Annotated in this window: 8 protein-coding genes and 1 pseudogene; 4 read left to right on the forward strand and 5 right to left on the reverse strand. The window is 54.6% G+C overall.

The annotated features are described in order from the left end of the window. The first annotated feature begins 13 nt into the window (after positions 1–13). Together G6L28_RS22140 and G6L28_RS22145 are read left to right on the forward strand one after the other, a co-directional pair. Complete coding sequence (locus tag G6L28_RS22140) at positions 14–1,873, forward strand: serine protease (protein ID WP_174066280.1); 1,860 nt, start codon at positions 14–16, stop codon at positions 1,871–1,873. Then, complete coding sequence (locus G6L28_RS22145) at positions 1,855–3,186, forward strand: MBL fold metallo-hydrolase (protein WP_174066281.1); 1,332 nt, start codon at positions 1,855–1,857, stop codon at positions 3,184–3,186. Before G6L28_RS22140 ends, G6L28_RS22145 begins: the two co-directional genes overlap by 19 nt. 241 nt (positions 3,187–3,427) lie before the next feature. Here G6L28_RS22145 and G6L28_RS22150 read toward each other — a convergent pair whose 3' ends face one another. Continuing rightward, positions 3,428–4,006: a hypothetical protein gene (locus G6L28_RS22150; protein ID WP_174066283.1), complete on the reverse strand. Its 579-nt coding sequence runs from the start codon at positions 4,004–4,006 to the stop codon at positions 3,428–3,430. A gap of 144 nt (positions 4,007–4,150) precedes the next feature. Here G6L28_RS22150 and G6L28_RS22155 point away from each other — a divergent pair. Continuing rightward, positions 4,151–4,483: pseudogene (locus tag G6L28_RS22155) on the forward strand (Tn3 family transposase); the annotation flags it as partial. A 226-nt stretch (positions 4,484–4,709) separates the two neighbouring features. Here the strand turns inward: G6L28_RS22155 and G6L28_RS22160 are convergent. From G6L28_RS22160 to G6L28_RS22760, 4 genes are all read right to left on the reverse strand, one after another. Next, entirely contained in the window at positions 4,710–5,390 is a 681-nt protein-coding gene (locus tag G6L28_RS22160; RefSeq protein ID WP_174066285.1) for a hypothetical protein, read from the reverse strand. Then, positions 5,387–8,548, reverse strand: a complete 3,162-nt coding sequence (locus G6L28_RS22165) for an N-6 DNA methylase (RefSeq protein ID WP_174066287.1) — start codon at positions 8,546–8,548, stop codon at positions 5,387–5,389. Before G6L28_RS22165 ends, G6L28_RS22160 begins: the two co-directional genes overlap by 4 nt. A gap of 756 nt (positions 8,549–9,304) precedes the next feature. After that, on the reverse strand, positions 9,305–10,249 hold the full coding sequence (locus tag G6L28_RS22170; RefSeq protein ID WP_174066290.1) for a hypothetical protein: 945 nt from the start codon (positions 10,247–10,249) through the stop codon (positions 9,305–9,307). A gap of 323 nt (positions 10,250–10,572) precedes the next feature. Further along, complete coding sequence (locus G6L28_RS22760) at positions 10,573–11,730, reverse strand: hypothetical protein (protein WP_202033809.1); 1,158 nt, start codon at positions 11,728–11,730, stop codon at positions 10,573–10,575. 615 nt (positions 11,731–12,345) lie between these two features. On the opposite strand from G6L28_RS22760, the gene G6L28_RS22180 reads away from it, so the two are divergent. Further along, positions 12,346–16,650, forward strand: a complete 4,305-nt coding sequence (locus tag G6L28_RS22180; RefSeq protein WP_337795797.1) for a hypothetical protein — start codon at positions 12,346–12,348, stop codon at positions 16,648–16,650. The last annotated feature ends 235 nt before the right edge of the window (positions 16,651–16,885 follow it).

Here is a 16,885-nt window from a genome sequence, read left to right on the forward strand (position 1 = left end):
GGGGATGCGGTCGATGGCGAAACGAACCACACCGGGCAAGCTGAGTAAGGAAACAAGGATACGCCTATACGCGACCCGGCGCACGCTGCCGCTTTCGGTCCAAAGTGACGTTGGCCTGCGTTTCAACGTGAACGTCTATTTCAAGGACCCGCTCGTCGCCAAGAACAATCCGGGTGCGGATATCGACAAGGATTTCGAAGTACCTTGGGAGCCGGGCATCACACACGGGCCGACCAGTGCCAGGTTCGCGGTTGTCGACTACGACTCCAGCTCCGGGACGCTTGAGGAACCTGCGCAGTGGGACGAAACGACCAATGCTTTCCTTGGTCCAAAAGGTGTTGATCTGAATACTGCCAGGGGAAGGAGCTTGGCTCAGTTCCGGCAGGTCAGCGTCTGGGCGACTGTGCAGCATACCTTGGATTTTTTCGAGGGCGGTCGAGGCCTTGGAAGACGGATCGAATGGGGCTTTGAAGGCAATCGACTGCTCCTGGTCCCGACAGCCGGATATGGTGAGAATGCCTATTACGACCGTATGAGCAAATCCCTGCAGTTCTATTGGTTCGTGGCAGACGCTGGCAGGGTGAACACATGCGAATCCAGCGACATCGTGAACCACGAATTCGGACATGCTGTGCTGGATGGGCTGCGACCATACTATTTCGAGAGCATCCTCACCGAGACAGGTGCCTTCCATGAATTCATGGGCGATCTTACGGCACTGTTGATGGCCTTTCGAAACAATGTTTTCCGCAAAAAGATCGTCGAACAGAGTAAGGGTGATCTCGCGGACGCGAGCCTCTTGGCCTCATTGGCCCAGCAATTCGGGGAGGCGGTAACCGCTCAACCCTATCTCCGTACTGCGCTTAATCAGATGAAAATGTCAGACGCGGCGACCGCCAACTCTCACACCATGTCGCAGGTCTTGACGGGTGCGGTCTTCGACGTGATGATCTCCCTGCTGAATATAAGAAAAGCCCGAGAGTTAGATCGGCAGGCGGCCAATCCGGCGTACAAGCTTGCCTCGCTCGAACGCTTGTTCTGGTACACCATCGATCACATGCAGATGTGCGCTATCCAGCCACTGGACTTCTTACCGCCATGTGATGTGACCTTCCGTGACTATGCTCTGGCAGTGCTCCGCGCCGAAAAAATCACGAACCCGATCGATCCAGACGGGTTTCGGAAGGCAATCTTCGAGGCGTTCCTTCACAGGGAGATACTGACGGAGGGGGATCGAAGCGTCCTTGATCCAACACCGGTCTTTACGCGCCCCGGATTGGCGGTATTCCACAGCATCGACGATATCTCCGCGTCGCGGGGCAGCGCCTATCGCTTCCTTGATGACAATCGCCGCGAGCTATTGATACCCCCGACGGTCGATCTCAAGGTCGCTGATATCGCGCGGGCTCGCAAACTCACGACAGAGGGGCGGCAACAGTCTGACCAGATCGTCCTGCAGTACATCTGGAAGGAAGAGATTTCCCTGAATGGTGCCCAGTTTGGGAAATTCGATGGAGAGCGCACTGCTATGTTGTGTGGCGGGACGATCGTACTCGACCAAAACGGCAACCTCATCCATTGGTCACGCAAGCCAGGGACAGAGGTGCTGGGAACGGATGACGCCCGGAAGAATGAGAGGGCTGACGGCTTGGCCCGTCGCTCAAAGTTCCTGGAAGACCTGGCCAAGCGAATCAAGCTTGGCATGATCGGGGACACGCAGTTCAGTCCGCTCGGCGTTCTTGCTCGCGCCATTCCACCTTATGAAGCTGGCCGTCAGGATGGTCTTCTGACCTTCGGCATGTCTCCGCATTTCAATCTCAACCACGACGATGACCAGGAAGTTGGAGGACGCCAGTGGCAGATCAGCTCCTGATCCGGATGTTTTACGTCGGCCTTGGCGACTTCATCTACTGCCGCATTCCCGGAGCCCATGAAAATGGGGGCGACTTCCACATTGTCATCGACTGCGGAACGTTGAGCGGCGAGGGGTACCTGCGGGATGCGGTTCCCCTCTTGAAAAAGGAGTTGCCGGAAGAAAATGGCAAAAAGCGCCTCGATCTTCTCATCGTAACGCACAAGCACAAAGACCATATGGCTGGCTTCGGGCTGCCCTTATGGGACGACGTGGCAATCAAGGCCATGTGGATGAGCGCGGCGATGAAGCCCGGGAACCCCCAGGCAAAACGCGCCAGCAAGCTCCACGAACTGGCCGGACAGGCATTGACGCAAGCCGTAACGCTCAATCTCGGTCCAGAATTCGACGCGCTTTTCGGTGCCTATGCAGCCGACAACGATACGGCCGTTCAAAATCTGACGAAGAACCTTCCGAACTCGAATGGGATCGAGCCCGTCTATGTCCATGCAGGTCAGTCGACCGGCGGAGATCTCAAACTACCGATAGCTGGCGCGACTTTCCACATCCTGGGTCCGGAAGAGGATATCGACCATTGGTATCTCGGAAAGCCGGAGGATTCCTCGATCAGCAAGCTAGTTCAACTCGCCGATGACGGTGAGGTAGAGCGCTTCATATCTGTGCCGCGCGGGTCGGAGGCATTGCCTAGAAATGTGGCTCCCATCGATTTCCGCAACCTTCAGAGCAGGATGCTGTCGAGTGCTTTAGCCTTCTCTGAGGGCGATGGGGCACTTGTGAACAACACCAGCGTCGTCTTGCTCATCGAATGGAACGGCAAACGACTGCTTTTCGTCGGGGATGCTGAATGGCAGCCGAAGTTCAAGGAAGGCAAGGGCAACAGCTCCTGGAACACGATTTGGAATCGACACAGGGCGCTTCTCGATAAACCGGTCGATTTCTTGAAAGTCGGGCATCACGGCAGCATTAACGCGACGCCGTGGGGCGAGGGGATCGACCGAGCGCCTGGCACTTCCTATGAACCGGTCGACATACTGAACGCGATATTGCCTCCGGGATCCAAGGCACAGGCTGCAGCTTCGACGGAGCGAGGTCGGTATAAGACGATTCCAGAGGCCAAGCTTCTCGTAGACCTTGGCGGACGCATCGGCAATTCGAAGAAGTATGCTCCAGCTTTCAAGGCGGCCGATATTAAGCCAGAGACCATCAAGCTTTACAAAGAGTACGAGGTGCTGTCTTTCTCGTCGCCACAGCCGCCTCGGACTGATTTCGAGAAGTTGGCCGCGCACGCTCCCTGGGTGGACATAATGATCTGAGGTAGAATGGAAAGAGGCTTTGTAAATTACATTGTTCTAGAGCTTTAATCAGTCAATCGGCAGGCTACAGACGAAACAGCAACTTGTGAAAAATGTAGTCGACTTGCGGCTCTTCGACCAGAGTGACGCTATACCGCCGATCTGACAATTTTTATGCGGATATCCAGGATTTGCCGGGATTGTTTCCCGTTAAAGCTTGAGCACATATCAGCACGATTGCTCTGATGGTGAACCTAGATCCTTACGGGCTGCTCCAAAAGCTGAGTTTGATATTATACGTTTGATGTAGATAGGCCTGCACCGAACCGAGGATTGGCAAATGGTCAGGGGCAGTCCTAGCCTTGGAATAGCCCGGCTGAACAAGGGTCATACTAAACCGCGTTACGAGGTCTCTGCGGTGCGTCAACCAGTCATCCAGAATTGGGCGATCGCCACTGATGAATCGAGTTTGTTGGCAAGACTTCTGCCTGTTCTCCTCCTGTCGGCGAAGCCTCTGCAGGAACTTACTCCGCGGGTCAGCCCATCGAACGGCCTTCATTGCCTGTCCGCAGATCTCGTAGAGATCGTCAACGCGAGCGCCTGGTTTATCCTTCGACGAGAACTTGCAATGATAAAGCTCGACATCGAGGAACCGTCCTTGCCTACGAATGGCAACGATGTCCGCCACCTCGCCGGAAGCGTCACAATCGAAAATCACGTTATAAGCCGGCTCCGCCGCGAGCAGCCTGGCTATCGTCGCATGCTGAATCGTCCCCGACTTTCGTAACGGGCCTTGCGACTCTTGCGTGATATCGACGCCCTCCCATGAAAACGCTTCCATCGTCGTCACATCGAAAAGGGGTCAGACCAAGAGCAGTCCGAAATCGTACGCTAAGGCCGAACGAAGCATGAACAATGCCATAGCTGTGTTTAAGCATGGAATGTTGACCCCTCTGGTGGGGTGAATGTTCGGTGCTGATTGACAGGCGAGGCCGCCCATAAGATGAAACGGGCTGTGTTCTTCCACGAGCGGGGCGAGATCCGCGACCGGTCGTTCGAGAGCCAAGCATTCCGCGCCTCAGGGCTCAATCTCGTCGTCAGTGCAATCGTGCACTGGAATACGGTCTATCTTGATCGCGCGGTCACACAGCTGAAACGAGCCGGACGAGACATTCCTGATACTCTGTTGAAGCACATCTCGCCGCTGAGTTGGGAACATATCAACCTTACAGGCATCTACACCTGGGATGCCGAACATCAGATGCCCAACGGATTTCTACCGCTCCGTCTGCCAGTCGGCCTACGGCGGGTCGCATAAGTTCTCATTCCGTTCGCCCTTAGCGTACGATTTTGCACTGCTCTTGTTCCGACCCCAACTTCAGCGCATGCAATCACTACTGGCACTGCGCTAAGACGGCTATCGTGGTAACTTTAAAGATATGACGGCTGTCCGCCAAAACCCGACGGCGGAGGGTGCCTCTATTTGGTTCGGTTCTTGGCAAGTCAACTCTAGTCGACATGGCTGATCGGTCTTGGACGACCATCTAACCCTTTGACAGAGTAGTTATAGGCCAGAAGCCATGGACGAGTACAATTCTATGCTCGGTACCATTTTGCTGGTGCTCGCTTTCTCGGACAATGTCTAATTTCCATCTAGGAGCGGCACGCAGGCCTTGGTCAGACCCGTAGCGTCGACGTAGCCGATCATCGACATTGGCAATTGTTCGGGTCATGGGTCCAACTCGTTCCAAACCTGCCATAATCGCAAAACCATGACCTAGCGCGTAGGCGCCGGTCACAATCCGATCCACGCCTTCCGCGACATATTCATCATCCGAACTTCGGTTATTCGCATCGAGATACTTACACTCAATACAGAGGTAATCACCGCGCCTTCCGACTTGCTGACTGAATAAAATACGAATGTCGAGCCGACGAAATGCTATCACTCTACCGTCTTGGTCCACTATCGGCAGTTCGCCCTGATGCTCGATGTGATAACGTCCTCCGCCCGCCGCATCGCGTGCATCCTCGAAGCATGATGCAAGTTGACGAGTAAAACGCGGCTCCAGATGACGGACATCGCCGATGAGACCGACTGTAGTCAAAATAGCGTCATTAAACGTGAACAGAATTTTTCGAAGAACCTGCGGCTGTATCCGGTGGAAGTTATTCGGTAGTATGGTGGACCCGACTGCCCCCAGATGATCGTTAAGAGCACTCATGTAGCTGCACCGCTATCCACAGTGGTCTGCATAGGTTGCATTAAATCTGCAAGAATTCGGTCTCCGTCAGAGAAGGCTGCCGCGGGAGTGAAGCATCGATACCTTGCGGGCTTCGCAATGATGAGCGCGTCTTGCACGTACAACCTCAAGCTTCGGAGGGGCTTTAGGTAGGGAAGTTCAGAGCCTCCCAAAGCGGATGAAAAATCCTGGGGAGCCACATCCGCAAGCTTTGCTTGTCTTATGTCTCCTCCTTTTGCAGCTCCCTTCCGCCCCAAGCTGAATCTCATCACGACAAGATCATTTGCGGCAGCAGCATAGCATTCGGGTGTGAGAACCTGATCGTCGTCGTCGTCCGCGTACTCATTCAAAGCGCTACAGAGGTTTGTAGCATAGGTGAGGACCTCGTCGGCGGAGGGCTCCATGTCCATCGATGATCTGTCGCTAGGGGTCTCGAACATTACTGCTCGCGCTCGTCGGACCGCGTCACTGAGAATTGCCTTTTCCGGGGCGATCAGTCCGCATGCGTCGTAAACAAGCTCATCGAGTTTTTGGAGGATCGGCTTGGTCTCAAGGCTGTTTGCAAGTCTGTTTTCAAGTTCGGCGAGGTCCTCAATAACCTGAGGATTAAGTTGTTCGAGCCTCGGAAGCCAGATATTGTCGAGATCTACCCGCTCCACTTTCGTCTGTTTGATTCCTAATGTGCAGCCAATTAAGGCAAGCTGGTAGGCTACGAAAGACGAATTCATAACGGCGGTAAGCGCACGGGCCATTAGATTGCTCGATGCGGCGAACGAAATGCCAATGAAAGATTCGTTAAAGGCTAGATCGCGCTCGTCAAAAGCTGCTGTGTAGCGGCCCCGTTCGAGTGCTGCCGTTAAACCACCTTCCGGTAGGAGGACCAAGGGGCCTCTATAGCGATCAAGGCCATACGCGCGATTTGCATGCGGCGCGTCAAAAATTGAAAGATTGCGAGCGACCCGCATGGCACTGAACTGCCGAGTGGTTAGAATAGGCAAGCCTTGAAGGTGTGTGGCTGGGTATTTTTTCCCCGGCTGGTAGCCTTGGCCAGCGGGCAGGCTCAGTTCCGCCAACAATGCCGCGAATGTGGTGACGTGTTTATTACGTGCAAGGCGCTCAACAAACCAGACGTCGCGTTCTTCACCATAGGCGGCAGTCTTCAACAGCTCAGGACGAAGAGCCAGCAGATCTAAAGGAACGCCCTTGGCGGGATCCGCGGGAAGCTCAAAGATTCCGGTGCTTTCAAATGTCGACGTCCACGGAAGGTTAATAACTGTGGCTGTGTCTGGATCCACAGGCAGGCAATTCGAGAAGAACAGAAGGGCTGGTCCAGCCGCAGCCTTCGCTTCTCCCTGTTCTGCCTCGTATTCTTGAAACAGTCGCGATAATCGAAGCTGCGCCATGTTGACCAAACTAACGTTCGGAAAGGCCCGAAGCAGTCGATTTCGGCGCTCGGCTGCACCTCGCTCAAGGCTGAAAAACGGTGTCGCTTTCATCACCAAAGCCAAGCGGGTCTTTGAGTGGGAGAAATCGCGGCACCTCCAGAGAAAGGCCCAATCGTTGGATCTTTGCGGCAGAGGAACACCGGACAAGCGAGCGTAGGTGATTCCTGATCGCCGCTCCGGTTCCTGCTCGAGTTCCTCCGGATCGTCTCCACGTCCTTTCGCGTCGCGCTCTAGTTTTACGAGCGCGCGATCGGCTTCTTTGGCTTTTGGATCATGAGTCCAGGGCGGATTTCCAATAATGGCGTCAAACTGCGGTTGGCCTAAGACCTCACCCTCGGTCATGCGCGCGGCTAGCCTCGGGTCGAATGTACTTGTTGAGAACAAGACTTTTTCGTGCAAGGGATCGAATTTCAGGCAGTCCAGGGCGTCGATTCCACGTGGGGGATTTGGATCGAGCTCGAGAAGCGCAAGATAAAGACTGAATGCCGCTACTGATAACGCAGCTGGACTTATATCGACTCCTCGAATTTGCCACATAAGCGTATCGCGCACCAGCTCGCGGGTGACCGGTTGTTTACGAGAATGAAGCCAGACAAGGCGCCGCAGGCTCTCTACAAGAAAAACGCCAGAACCGCAGGCAGGGTCCAGCACTCGTGCCGTAGGCTCAAGCCCTTCAAATACAGGGTCAAGTACAAGATCGACGAGATTGATGGGCGTATAGTGTACGCCGAGCTTTTGTTCGCCGTCCGTGTCCGCCATGTGCACGAATTTTTCGTAGATCGAACTAATTAACTCAACCGGGATCGCGTCGAAGCGGAATGGAAACAGACGGCCTTGCTTGTCCGAAACGTTGAAATGGCCGAAGAAATCGCTCAGTGGTTCCAGCCAGGCGGCACTATGGCCGAGTTGATCACGCTCCGCGGCCTCGTTTTCAATCGGAAAAAGGTCACCATTGAATGTCGCACGGATCCACCGAAACAAGCCATAGGTGCTGTCGAGATCTCCCAGAATACTATGTAGTTCACCTCTACCAAATCGTGCCTCGAGTTCACCTTCAGTCACATACCCCCGATGGACTAGATACTGAAAGAAGATGCATCGTCCGACAAGCTTTTGTGCTAGAGCAGGTCGTATGCCGCGGCTGACAAGGTTACGGAGAAGCGCGGTGAGTTCACGTAATAGGACATTATCGATCCGTGTACGCCGATCTATACGACGTGCGAACTCCGAGCGCCAGAAGCCGCCCATAGCGACATGTCGGCGCCCGCACACTTGCCGCAGCTGAGTAAGGGCCTGATCAAGTCCATTGGAGAGCGTGAATTCACCTAGAAGCGGAGACTCGTGCCCAAAGGCCTCTGGCGGCTGGTAGGCATTATAAATTCTGACATATTGGGGAGTTGTTACCCAAAGCAATGGTGCCACGCCGAAGTTCCAGGCGAGCCGATGCCATTCGGTCTCACTGTCGGCTTGTGTCTCTGACGACTTGAAGACAATAACCGGAGCAGTACCCACCTTGAAGACAGCATCGGCAGACAAACCATGGTCGGCCGACATCAATGGGGCCACACGAGCCCCATCCCCCGCTGATAAACGCTCGCTACCAGGTAGAACCATACCCTCTGACGGTATCCCGTCGGGCCTAAAATAGCCCGCCCCTTCCAGGATACGTTGGGCGAGCGGCGTCATCTCGTTCATTTTACCCGCCTAGTCGCAAACAGTGGCAGTTTGTGTAGACGATTCTTGTGGCCAGTCGGCATTATCGACGTCTCTCGTTGCTGGCGATGACCGCTGGTGGGAATTGCAGATGTCCCTGCGCATTTTCCGGTTCTGCCGCAAGGAGACTTTCCCGTAGGCGACCTATAATTGGAGAACAGGGGACAACCAAAATCGGGTCAGACTCGTTTTGAAGTGTAAGAGATTCCAGTATGCAAATTTTTGCGAAATCCCGACCGACCACAATACAACATGGGTCTAGCTCCAACCAAGAAAGGTCATGGCAGGCATTTACAACCTTATCCATACGGTCCTCGACGGCGCTAATCCGGACGCCGTAGTCCCGTACAAGCTCGGCGATAACAGCAATTGCAACCACGTCTCCGGGAGTGAAGGTAGGACCGTGGCCGCGATGCTGTGTAAGAGCTTGTATTGCGCCTCGCCACGTTCGAAATGTTTCGACTGGAATGGAGAGAAGCTCTCGAATTTGTCCTTGTGTGAACCGCATGCCACAGGATAACATCGGTTTGACCCCGTGACAACCTGTTGTATACCACGTTACTGTTCCTATTGCATACAGACATTTTCCTTGCGTCGGACGTAGCGCCGCTGGTTAAGGACAAAACGCGGAGTTTTGCAGCTTTTAGATGCTGTTTTGCCGACTATCTAGTTCGTATTTGCCCTTGAGCTATGCACAGACCTTTGTCACAATAATAAGATATGAGCTTTCTCGGCCTATCACTCGATCGGCTCAACCTGTTTACGACCTCTATTAAGTCGCTCATATTTCTGTTTGCTGTTTACGATCGCCTCGTCGAGTTTTCGATCCAGTGGAATAATGCTGGTATCGATGCCGTCCGTAAGCGACAAAGTTTGGCGAAGATTCCGAGAGGTCTTCAGCGTCATAACTGAAATGTTTGCTACAGCTTCAAGTAAGCTATGGAATAATCTTCGATATTTCAAGCTTACGTTTAGTATTGATCCCATTTCCATATTATGGAATGGTGAAAAAGAAAATTCACTTGACCGTTCGCTATTTTCTTGAACATCGATCATCCAGATCAGGCTATGAGCCGACGGGTGTGTATAGTTGCAAAGTATTTGGTACGCTTCGTAATTGTCTGGCGATCCGGTCTCGTTTAACGTGTTTATATAGTCACGAGCAGAACGAGGTGTATGGCCAACCTGCTTTTGCTCTCCGGTAGTTTGGATGCGGGCGTGAGTGAAGTGTATTAGCTCGTCCTCAAGCTTTTTCGTTACCACCAACGTCCAGCCAACATCCCCGGCAAGGCAAGCTTGGATCGTACGATGGTTTTCTGCCAGCGTGGTTGCTGCATAGCGCAAGACAAAATAAGAGTCTGCGACAGCCTCTATCAAGCCGCGTGCGGCGGCGGCCCAGGCGAGTAAATTTTTACTTCTGTAAGCTTCGATAGCGCCTTCTGCCCAGCGCTGAGATCGAAGTAACGAGGTGAGGGTGCACAACTCCGTGCGCTGCAGTATCTCATCCCACATTATCCTATTCATTTCTGCCGTGTCTTGCACGTTGAGACTGGACATGTTTTGGATGCTATATTCAGAACCAAAGCCCCTATTTATGAGAGCCTCCGCAATTTTGCCGAAGTATGGAGCTGAGGCCCCAAAAATATCAATTGCACTTTTTTCAGAGAATAGTCCGTAATTCACATTAAATCTCCATCCAACATCAGCCTTAAAATACTAAAAGTCTTAAGCTAGAGTTGCTGAGAGGATACAGGCCGGGTTTCCACAAACTAAATATGGAACAGACCTTCCATTATACCGGAACCTTCGACGAGGTTGCCAGCGATTAGTATACGCAAGGCGTATTGCAGCCGTTCGCAGTTGCGACCGGCCCTATTCAATGAGGCCGGTTTCGCTTCTGTCGTTTCCCACTCCAAAGCCACTCATCGCGGTGACAAGCGGAAAGCGGTCACGATCAACCCCTACATGTGAAAATCGCTTACGTGCAGGGTATTGATAGCAAACGACTACGATGGATCTGTTTTCCTGTCTGGTAACACGTCATACTGAGCATACGCGTCCAGCATCATTTGCGTATAATCGCTCGTGCTCGAGGTTGTCACGCCGATACCCGGCCAGTGAAAAGGTGGAGTGGACCACATCGTTTCAACTTCAATCTCGATACCCAGTTGCGCCGCTACAATCAAAGCCTGAACCGGCTCCTTGTCCTGCGGCCACAAATCTTCATCAAGCGCGATACAAGCGTCATTTTCATCATCGACACTAACCTGCGCCTGAAGAGCGCCGAGCCTCTCGCTGATATTTGTGGCGTCATCAAGCAGAGCGCTTCGGAGGAGAAGAATGATCTTCTCGCCATTCAAGTCGAGTTTGGGACTGTCATCGACAACCCGAAAATCAGGCGCGCCTCTGTCAACGCCTCCATCAGCTCTCACGTGCTGGAGAGATCTCCCATCATCTCCACACCAGAACGCTTTCTCATATATGTCGAGAGGAGATGCCCCGCACTCCGGACAATGCCAAAGATTCTTGGCGATTTGAGTGCCGGTAATTTTTCCATCGCAATGCATGCAAAACCATACATCCGACTCGCCGCCCCACAGCGGATGGCGGACTATCCCGTCTACGTCTGGCTTTGTGGAACGGCGTGCCCAATCTGTCGAGATTTCGCCTCGAACCTGGAGAGCGAGATCATTCGCCACACCAAGTGCTTTCTGAAGGAATTTCTGTTCAAACACCGGATAGTTCCTGTCATTTTCAGGCGATGTCTGGACGATTGGTGCGGCGCCAGGGTTTTCGGAAACCTTGATGCTCCATCCGTCTCCGGCCATAATGACGTCGTGGGAAACCACTTGAAGGCGGTATGAATGACCTTCAATTACACCATGTCCGGCCTGTTCGAGGTATGCGAAGCGGCGTGCCATCGCTTCAGCGTTTCCAAGCTGAAAATCTGCCGTCGGAAGGGCTTGGTGAACGAATTCTTTGATGATCGCTATTTGGTCGGGATTGGGGGTCCAATCCTTTTTGCTCGCGGAGACGAGTTTCGTCCAATTCGCAAAACCCAGTTTCTCCGCGACAAAATCTAGGGCCTGGACTTGTGTGAGCCCGCTAGCCCGGGCGTATCGCTTTGCAAGATGCTTGATGCTGCTCAGTTTTTTTTCGGTCATATCCATATCCTGAAATGATCCGACCATGTGCCCGCTAATGACCAGACCATGCCGATGGGCAGGGAGTGACACCTTGAAAATAAAACGCTGAACTAGCTTTGCGTGGCGGGCACACCGGCCCGCGTGTAGGGCCACCCTTTGTATGCAAAAATGGAGATGACCGTCAAGTCGATCCGTATTCATACTTGCGGATCTGCGAACGCATGCCGATTACATAACGACATTCGCCAACTCAACGCGCTAAGGCACCGCGATCAATGTAGAGTTCATCGCTTTTACTCTTCCACCAACCGCAGCATGGGCGACGCACCTAAAGCACGGAATGTCCTCAGGTCAACCTGGATCATCGGGCCACGCGGTGTGTGCATGGTGAGCGTGCTGATGTCGACATCAAGGCCCGATTTATGAACGTCTCGAATGGCGTCGTTCAGCTGTCGAAGCGCTGCGTCCGTTCTCGTGGGCCGAGTTCAACACCCAACCGTGAACTGGAACACCAACTGCCGGAATTTTTGTGCTTCTACTTAGCCTGATCCTTGTTGGTGATAGTAAAACTGGTGATTATTATCCATGAGCCCAAACAGCGAATCAAATTGCCAAGAAATCTTTGGACGATACGTGGATCTGCAGCGTACTTTCCACGAACTCTCCCAGTCGGGCGGAGAGGACGAGGAGATCGTGCGAAGCTTCCAGATCGGACAGCGTATGATTTGGCAATCGCTGCTCGAACACCCGCGTGTCGTGATCCTGTCGGAAGCCGGTTCAGGCAAAACCCGTGAGATCCGTCAGGCCGCGCAGACACTCAGAGGCCAAGGCAAGGCAGCATTCTTCCTGCGTCTGGAAAACGTGGCAAACTGGTTTGAGGATGCTTTCGAAGCCGAAACGGGTACGTTCGACCAGTTTGAAGACTGGCTTGCGTCTAATGATGAGGGTTGGTTGCTGCTGGACTCCGTTGATGAAGCGCGCCTGCGAGACCCCGGAGATTTTGACCGCGCCATCCGCACACTTGGCCGTAAGACAAACACCGCAAAGGATCGCGTCCACATCATAATCACCGGACGCACGAGTGCGTGGCGCGCACGATCCGATCTGGACATCTGCCTGAAGGCCTTCCCGCCCCCGCAAACGCGGACACAGGAAAAGGCGCCTCCACCGAATGATCTGGCTGACGAGATCGAGGAAACGTTCAACACCGGAATTGCCAAGAAAGCTGAGAAACCGAGCTTTATGGTGGTCTCCCTGGACGATCTGAACAGAGAGCAGATCGGGGAATTCGCGCGCGCCAAAGGGATTGACGACACGCAGGCATTTCTAGCCGCGATCGAACGCGCCGACGCCTTCACGTTTTCCGCCCGGCCGGAAGATCTCTCAGAGCTTGTCCAGTTCTGGATCGACAAGGGCAAGATCGGCGGCCGGCTCGAATTGATGCAAAACAGCCTAGACCGCCGTTTGGAAGAGCGTGACCAGGCACGGCGCGACTATCGTCCTCTCTCCCTGGATCGAGCGCGGGAGGGCGCGATGCTGATCGCAGTCGCCGCAACGCTTTCGAAAACCCAGACTTTGCGTATCCCTGATGGGTCCGCGCATACCGAAGGCCTCGACGTCCGCCAGGTCCTCAGCGACTGGGATGACCGGGACCAGGCGACACTGCTTGCGCGGCCGATTTTCGATGAAGCCATCTACGGAACTGTGCGCTTTCATCATCGATCCGTCCGCGAATATCTGACCGCTGCGTGGTTCGCACGGTTGCTGCAGGCACAGACCTCCCGCCGTCGGATCGAGGGCCTGTTCTTTCGCGAACAATACGGCATGGATATCATCGTCCCAGCGCTGAGGCCCATTCTGCCCTGGCTTGTTCTGCTGGACGAAAAGATCCTTAATCGCGTGCGCCGGGTTGCTCCGGAAATATTCTTTGAGGGCGGCGATCCTGCGCGCCTGCCGGTGGATGTCAGGCGCTATGTGCTGGCGGAGGTTTGCGAACAAATCGTCTCGGGAAATTCGGGGCGAAGCATGCAAGATATCTCGGCCGTGCAGCGGTTTGCAAACCCTGACATGGCCGCGGATATCGAAGCGCTGCTGCAGAAATATTCCGAGAATAACGAGATCATCGCATTTCTGATGCGGATGATCTGGGTCGGCGAACTGGTCGCGCTGCGGCCTATAGCACTCAAATTCGCCCTAAATCCCGACGGTGAGCACTACGTCCGCGTCACAGCAATTCGGGCGCTGGCAGCGATCGGCGATGCTGCGGATCTGGCACGCTTGCGCGAGAGCTTCCTGAGCGAGGCGAGCGAACTCGACCGTGACTGGTTTGGGGAGATCCTAGGAGGGACCAAGCCAACGGCCGAGACCGTTGAATGGACCCTTGCCTGCATCGAAAAACTAGCCGAGCAACAGCGCTTCTCAGTCGATCAGGCAGCAATCAACCTCGATTCCTTCTTCGCGGCGGCAGAGATCGACCTGCTACCCGATGCCATCGCGAGGCTCAACCTCCTCCTGGAGACGCCGCCGGTCATCGAGCGGCGGTATTGCGAGATATCAGAGCACTATCCGTGGCTGTTGCCGATCGCCGGTAAAATGTTGTCGCGCTTGATTGTTAACCGCCATCCAAGTGCCTTGGCGGCGTCTTCCCTTTCGATCTTGCGAAAGGTCAGCGCAGCAAAGGGTTATGGCATCGATCATATCGAAGAGGTACAAAGGCAGCTCTACGAAACGACGGCCAGTTGGGCTGAGCTGCGCTACGCGCTGTTCTGGTCGGAAGTGTCTGCCACGCGCCTTGCCCTTGATCGCAAGAAAGGCGAACGTCTGACCGAGCACTGGCAGGCCTCCATGTGGGGTAGTTTCTCGATCTTCGGCCCGGCTGACTTTCCGTATGTGCTCGAGGAAATCGCCAATCGGCGCGACGAGGACGATAGGCTGGTTGCCTTGTCGCTCGCCTTCACGCTCTATCGGAATGCTGATCGCCCGACCGGCTGGCGGGACAAGCTGAAACGCAGGACGGCCAAGGAACCCGCGCTTGCAGAACGCTTGCATCAATATCTCCATCCAGAACCGCGATCGTCGGAGAGCCGCAGGTTCGAGAAGACGCAGGCGCGCTGGAAGCGCGAGGATGCAGCCCGCAAGCGGAAAGACCTCGCCTATCACGACGGGTGGCGGAATTACTTCGATGAAAAACTCCCGGAGGCACTAGCCGCTCAGGAGGCCGCGCCAGGAGAGATTTCAAATCCGCTTTACTATCTGTTCCACCAAGCCCGGCATAAGCAGGCGATTGCGAAGCGCTGGACTGACTACAATTGGCAGAGACTGGCAAAGCGATACGGCGATGCGCCGGCACGCTTTTATCGTGACGGGGTCGTCGGCTTCTGGCGAAATTATCGGCCAAAACTTCGCTCGGAAGGATATCCGGCGAATACGACGGCTCACGGGACAATCCTAGGGCTGGCAGGCCTTGAGATCGAAGCCATCGAGTGCGGCAATTCTTTTCCGTCTGCCTTGAGCGAAGACGAGGTCATTCGGGCCTGCCACTACGCGTCTTTCGAGCTGAACGGTTTTCCACTCTGGTTTCCAGCTCTTTATGCGGGGTTCCCGGCGGTTGTCTCGCGCTTCATGTTGCACGAGATCACCTACGAACTAGCGGCGCTGAGCAAGGAAGGTGATCCAAGCTATATCCTGAGCGACATAAGCTGGTCGGGACAATGGGCCTGGGACGGCCTCGGCCCTGGAATTTTCGAATTATTGCGACAGCAGGAACCGGCCAACGCGGCCATGCTGAAGAAGCTCCTAAAGATCTTGCATGGCTCGAACGTCCCGGACGCGCTTGTTACAAACCTAGCGATCGAGAAGTGCCGAACCGTCGAGGACCCGGACAATCTTGCGCAATGGCTTGCGGTCTGGTGTGGCACCCAGCCTTCCGCTGCAATCGCGGCTCTCGAGGAGAAGACTTCCGCGATCAAGGATCGGGAAGCGCGTGTCGATATGGTCATGAAGTTCATCACGGCGCTCTGGGGTGGGAGCCGTGATGAATCTATCAATGCCCGCGACGCCTACCGTACACCTGAACATCTCAAAGCCCTCTACCTGATGGTCCATCAGCATGTGCGTACCGAGGAGGATATCGAGCGGGCCGGCACTGGAGTCTACTCGCCGGGGCTGCGTGACCGCGCGCAAGATTCGCGTAATTCCCTTCTCGGCGCCCTGACCGCCATTCCGGGTAAGGCGGCGTTCCTAGCGCTAGTCGAAATCTCCAAGTTGCACCCCGTGGCGAAAATGCGGCCATGGATGCTGCATCATGCCCGGAGCAAGGCCGAACAAGACGGTGACATGCAGGCATGGACGCCGGGCCAGGTTCGGGTATTCGCCAAGGACATCGAACGCACGCCCGACAACCACCGGGATCTTGCCGAACTCGTTTATCTGCGCTTTCTTGACCTCAAGGATGACCTAGAAAATGGCGATTCTAGCGTGGCCTCGCTCTTGCAGGTCATCGGCCAGGAGACAGAAGTTCGAAAATATCTTGGCCACGAGCTGCGCGAAAAGGCGGCAGGGCGCTATTCGGTGCCTCAGGAAGAAGAGCTCGCCGACATGAAGCGTCCCGACCTACGCTTTGCCGGCGTCGGCTTCGACGGACCTGTCCCCGTCGAGCTAAAACTCGCCGACAAATGGTCAGGCCCCGACCTTCTCGAACGGCTTGAAAACCAACTTTGCGGCGATTACCTTCGAGACAACCGTTCGAACCGTGGACTGTTTGTTCTCGTCTACTCAGGCGAAAAAAAAGGTTGGGATGTCCCCAATCGTGAAAACAGGGTCGATTTCGACGGCCTCATTCAGGCATTGATCGACCATTGGCAGTCGATCTCGGCGAGTTTTGTCAACGTTGAAGACATTCGGATTGTGGGTATCGATCTCACCAAGCGCTCGAGTTAGGCGTACGAGACTGTTCGCATTGCCGACTTTACCGATGCCTGCCAATCCGAGATAGCTCTAGTTGGTAGATCGGGAAGCATCTGCGGTTTTGACCACAATGCCGGTCAGGGCGTGATCAGTCGATGATCGCGAACTCATTTCGCCATCTCGGCAGGCCGAAGTGATCTGGGGATTTTTTACGCGCCGCCGAACAAAAGCGAATTTCGGGTTAGTCGTCTCCGAGCGCTTTTAATAG

The organism is Agrobacterium larrymoorei (genome assembly GCF_013322225.1).
GTDB classification, from domain to species: Bacteria; Pseudomonadota; Alphaproteobacteria; order Rhizobiales; family Rhizobiaceae; genus Agrobacterium; species Agrobacterium larrymoorei_A.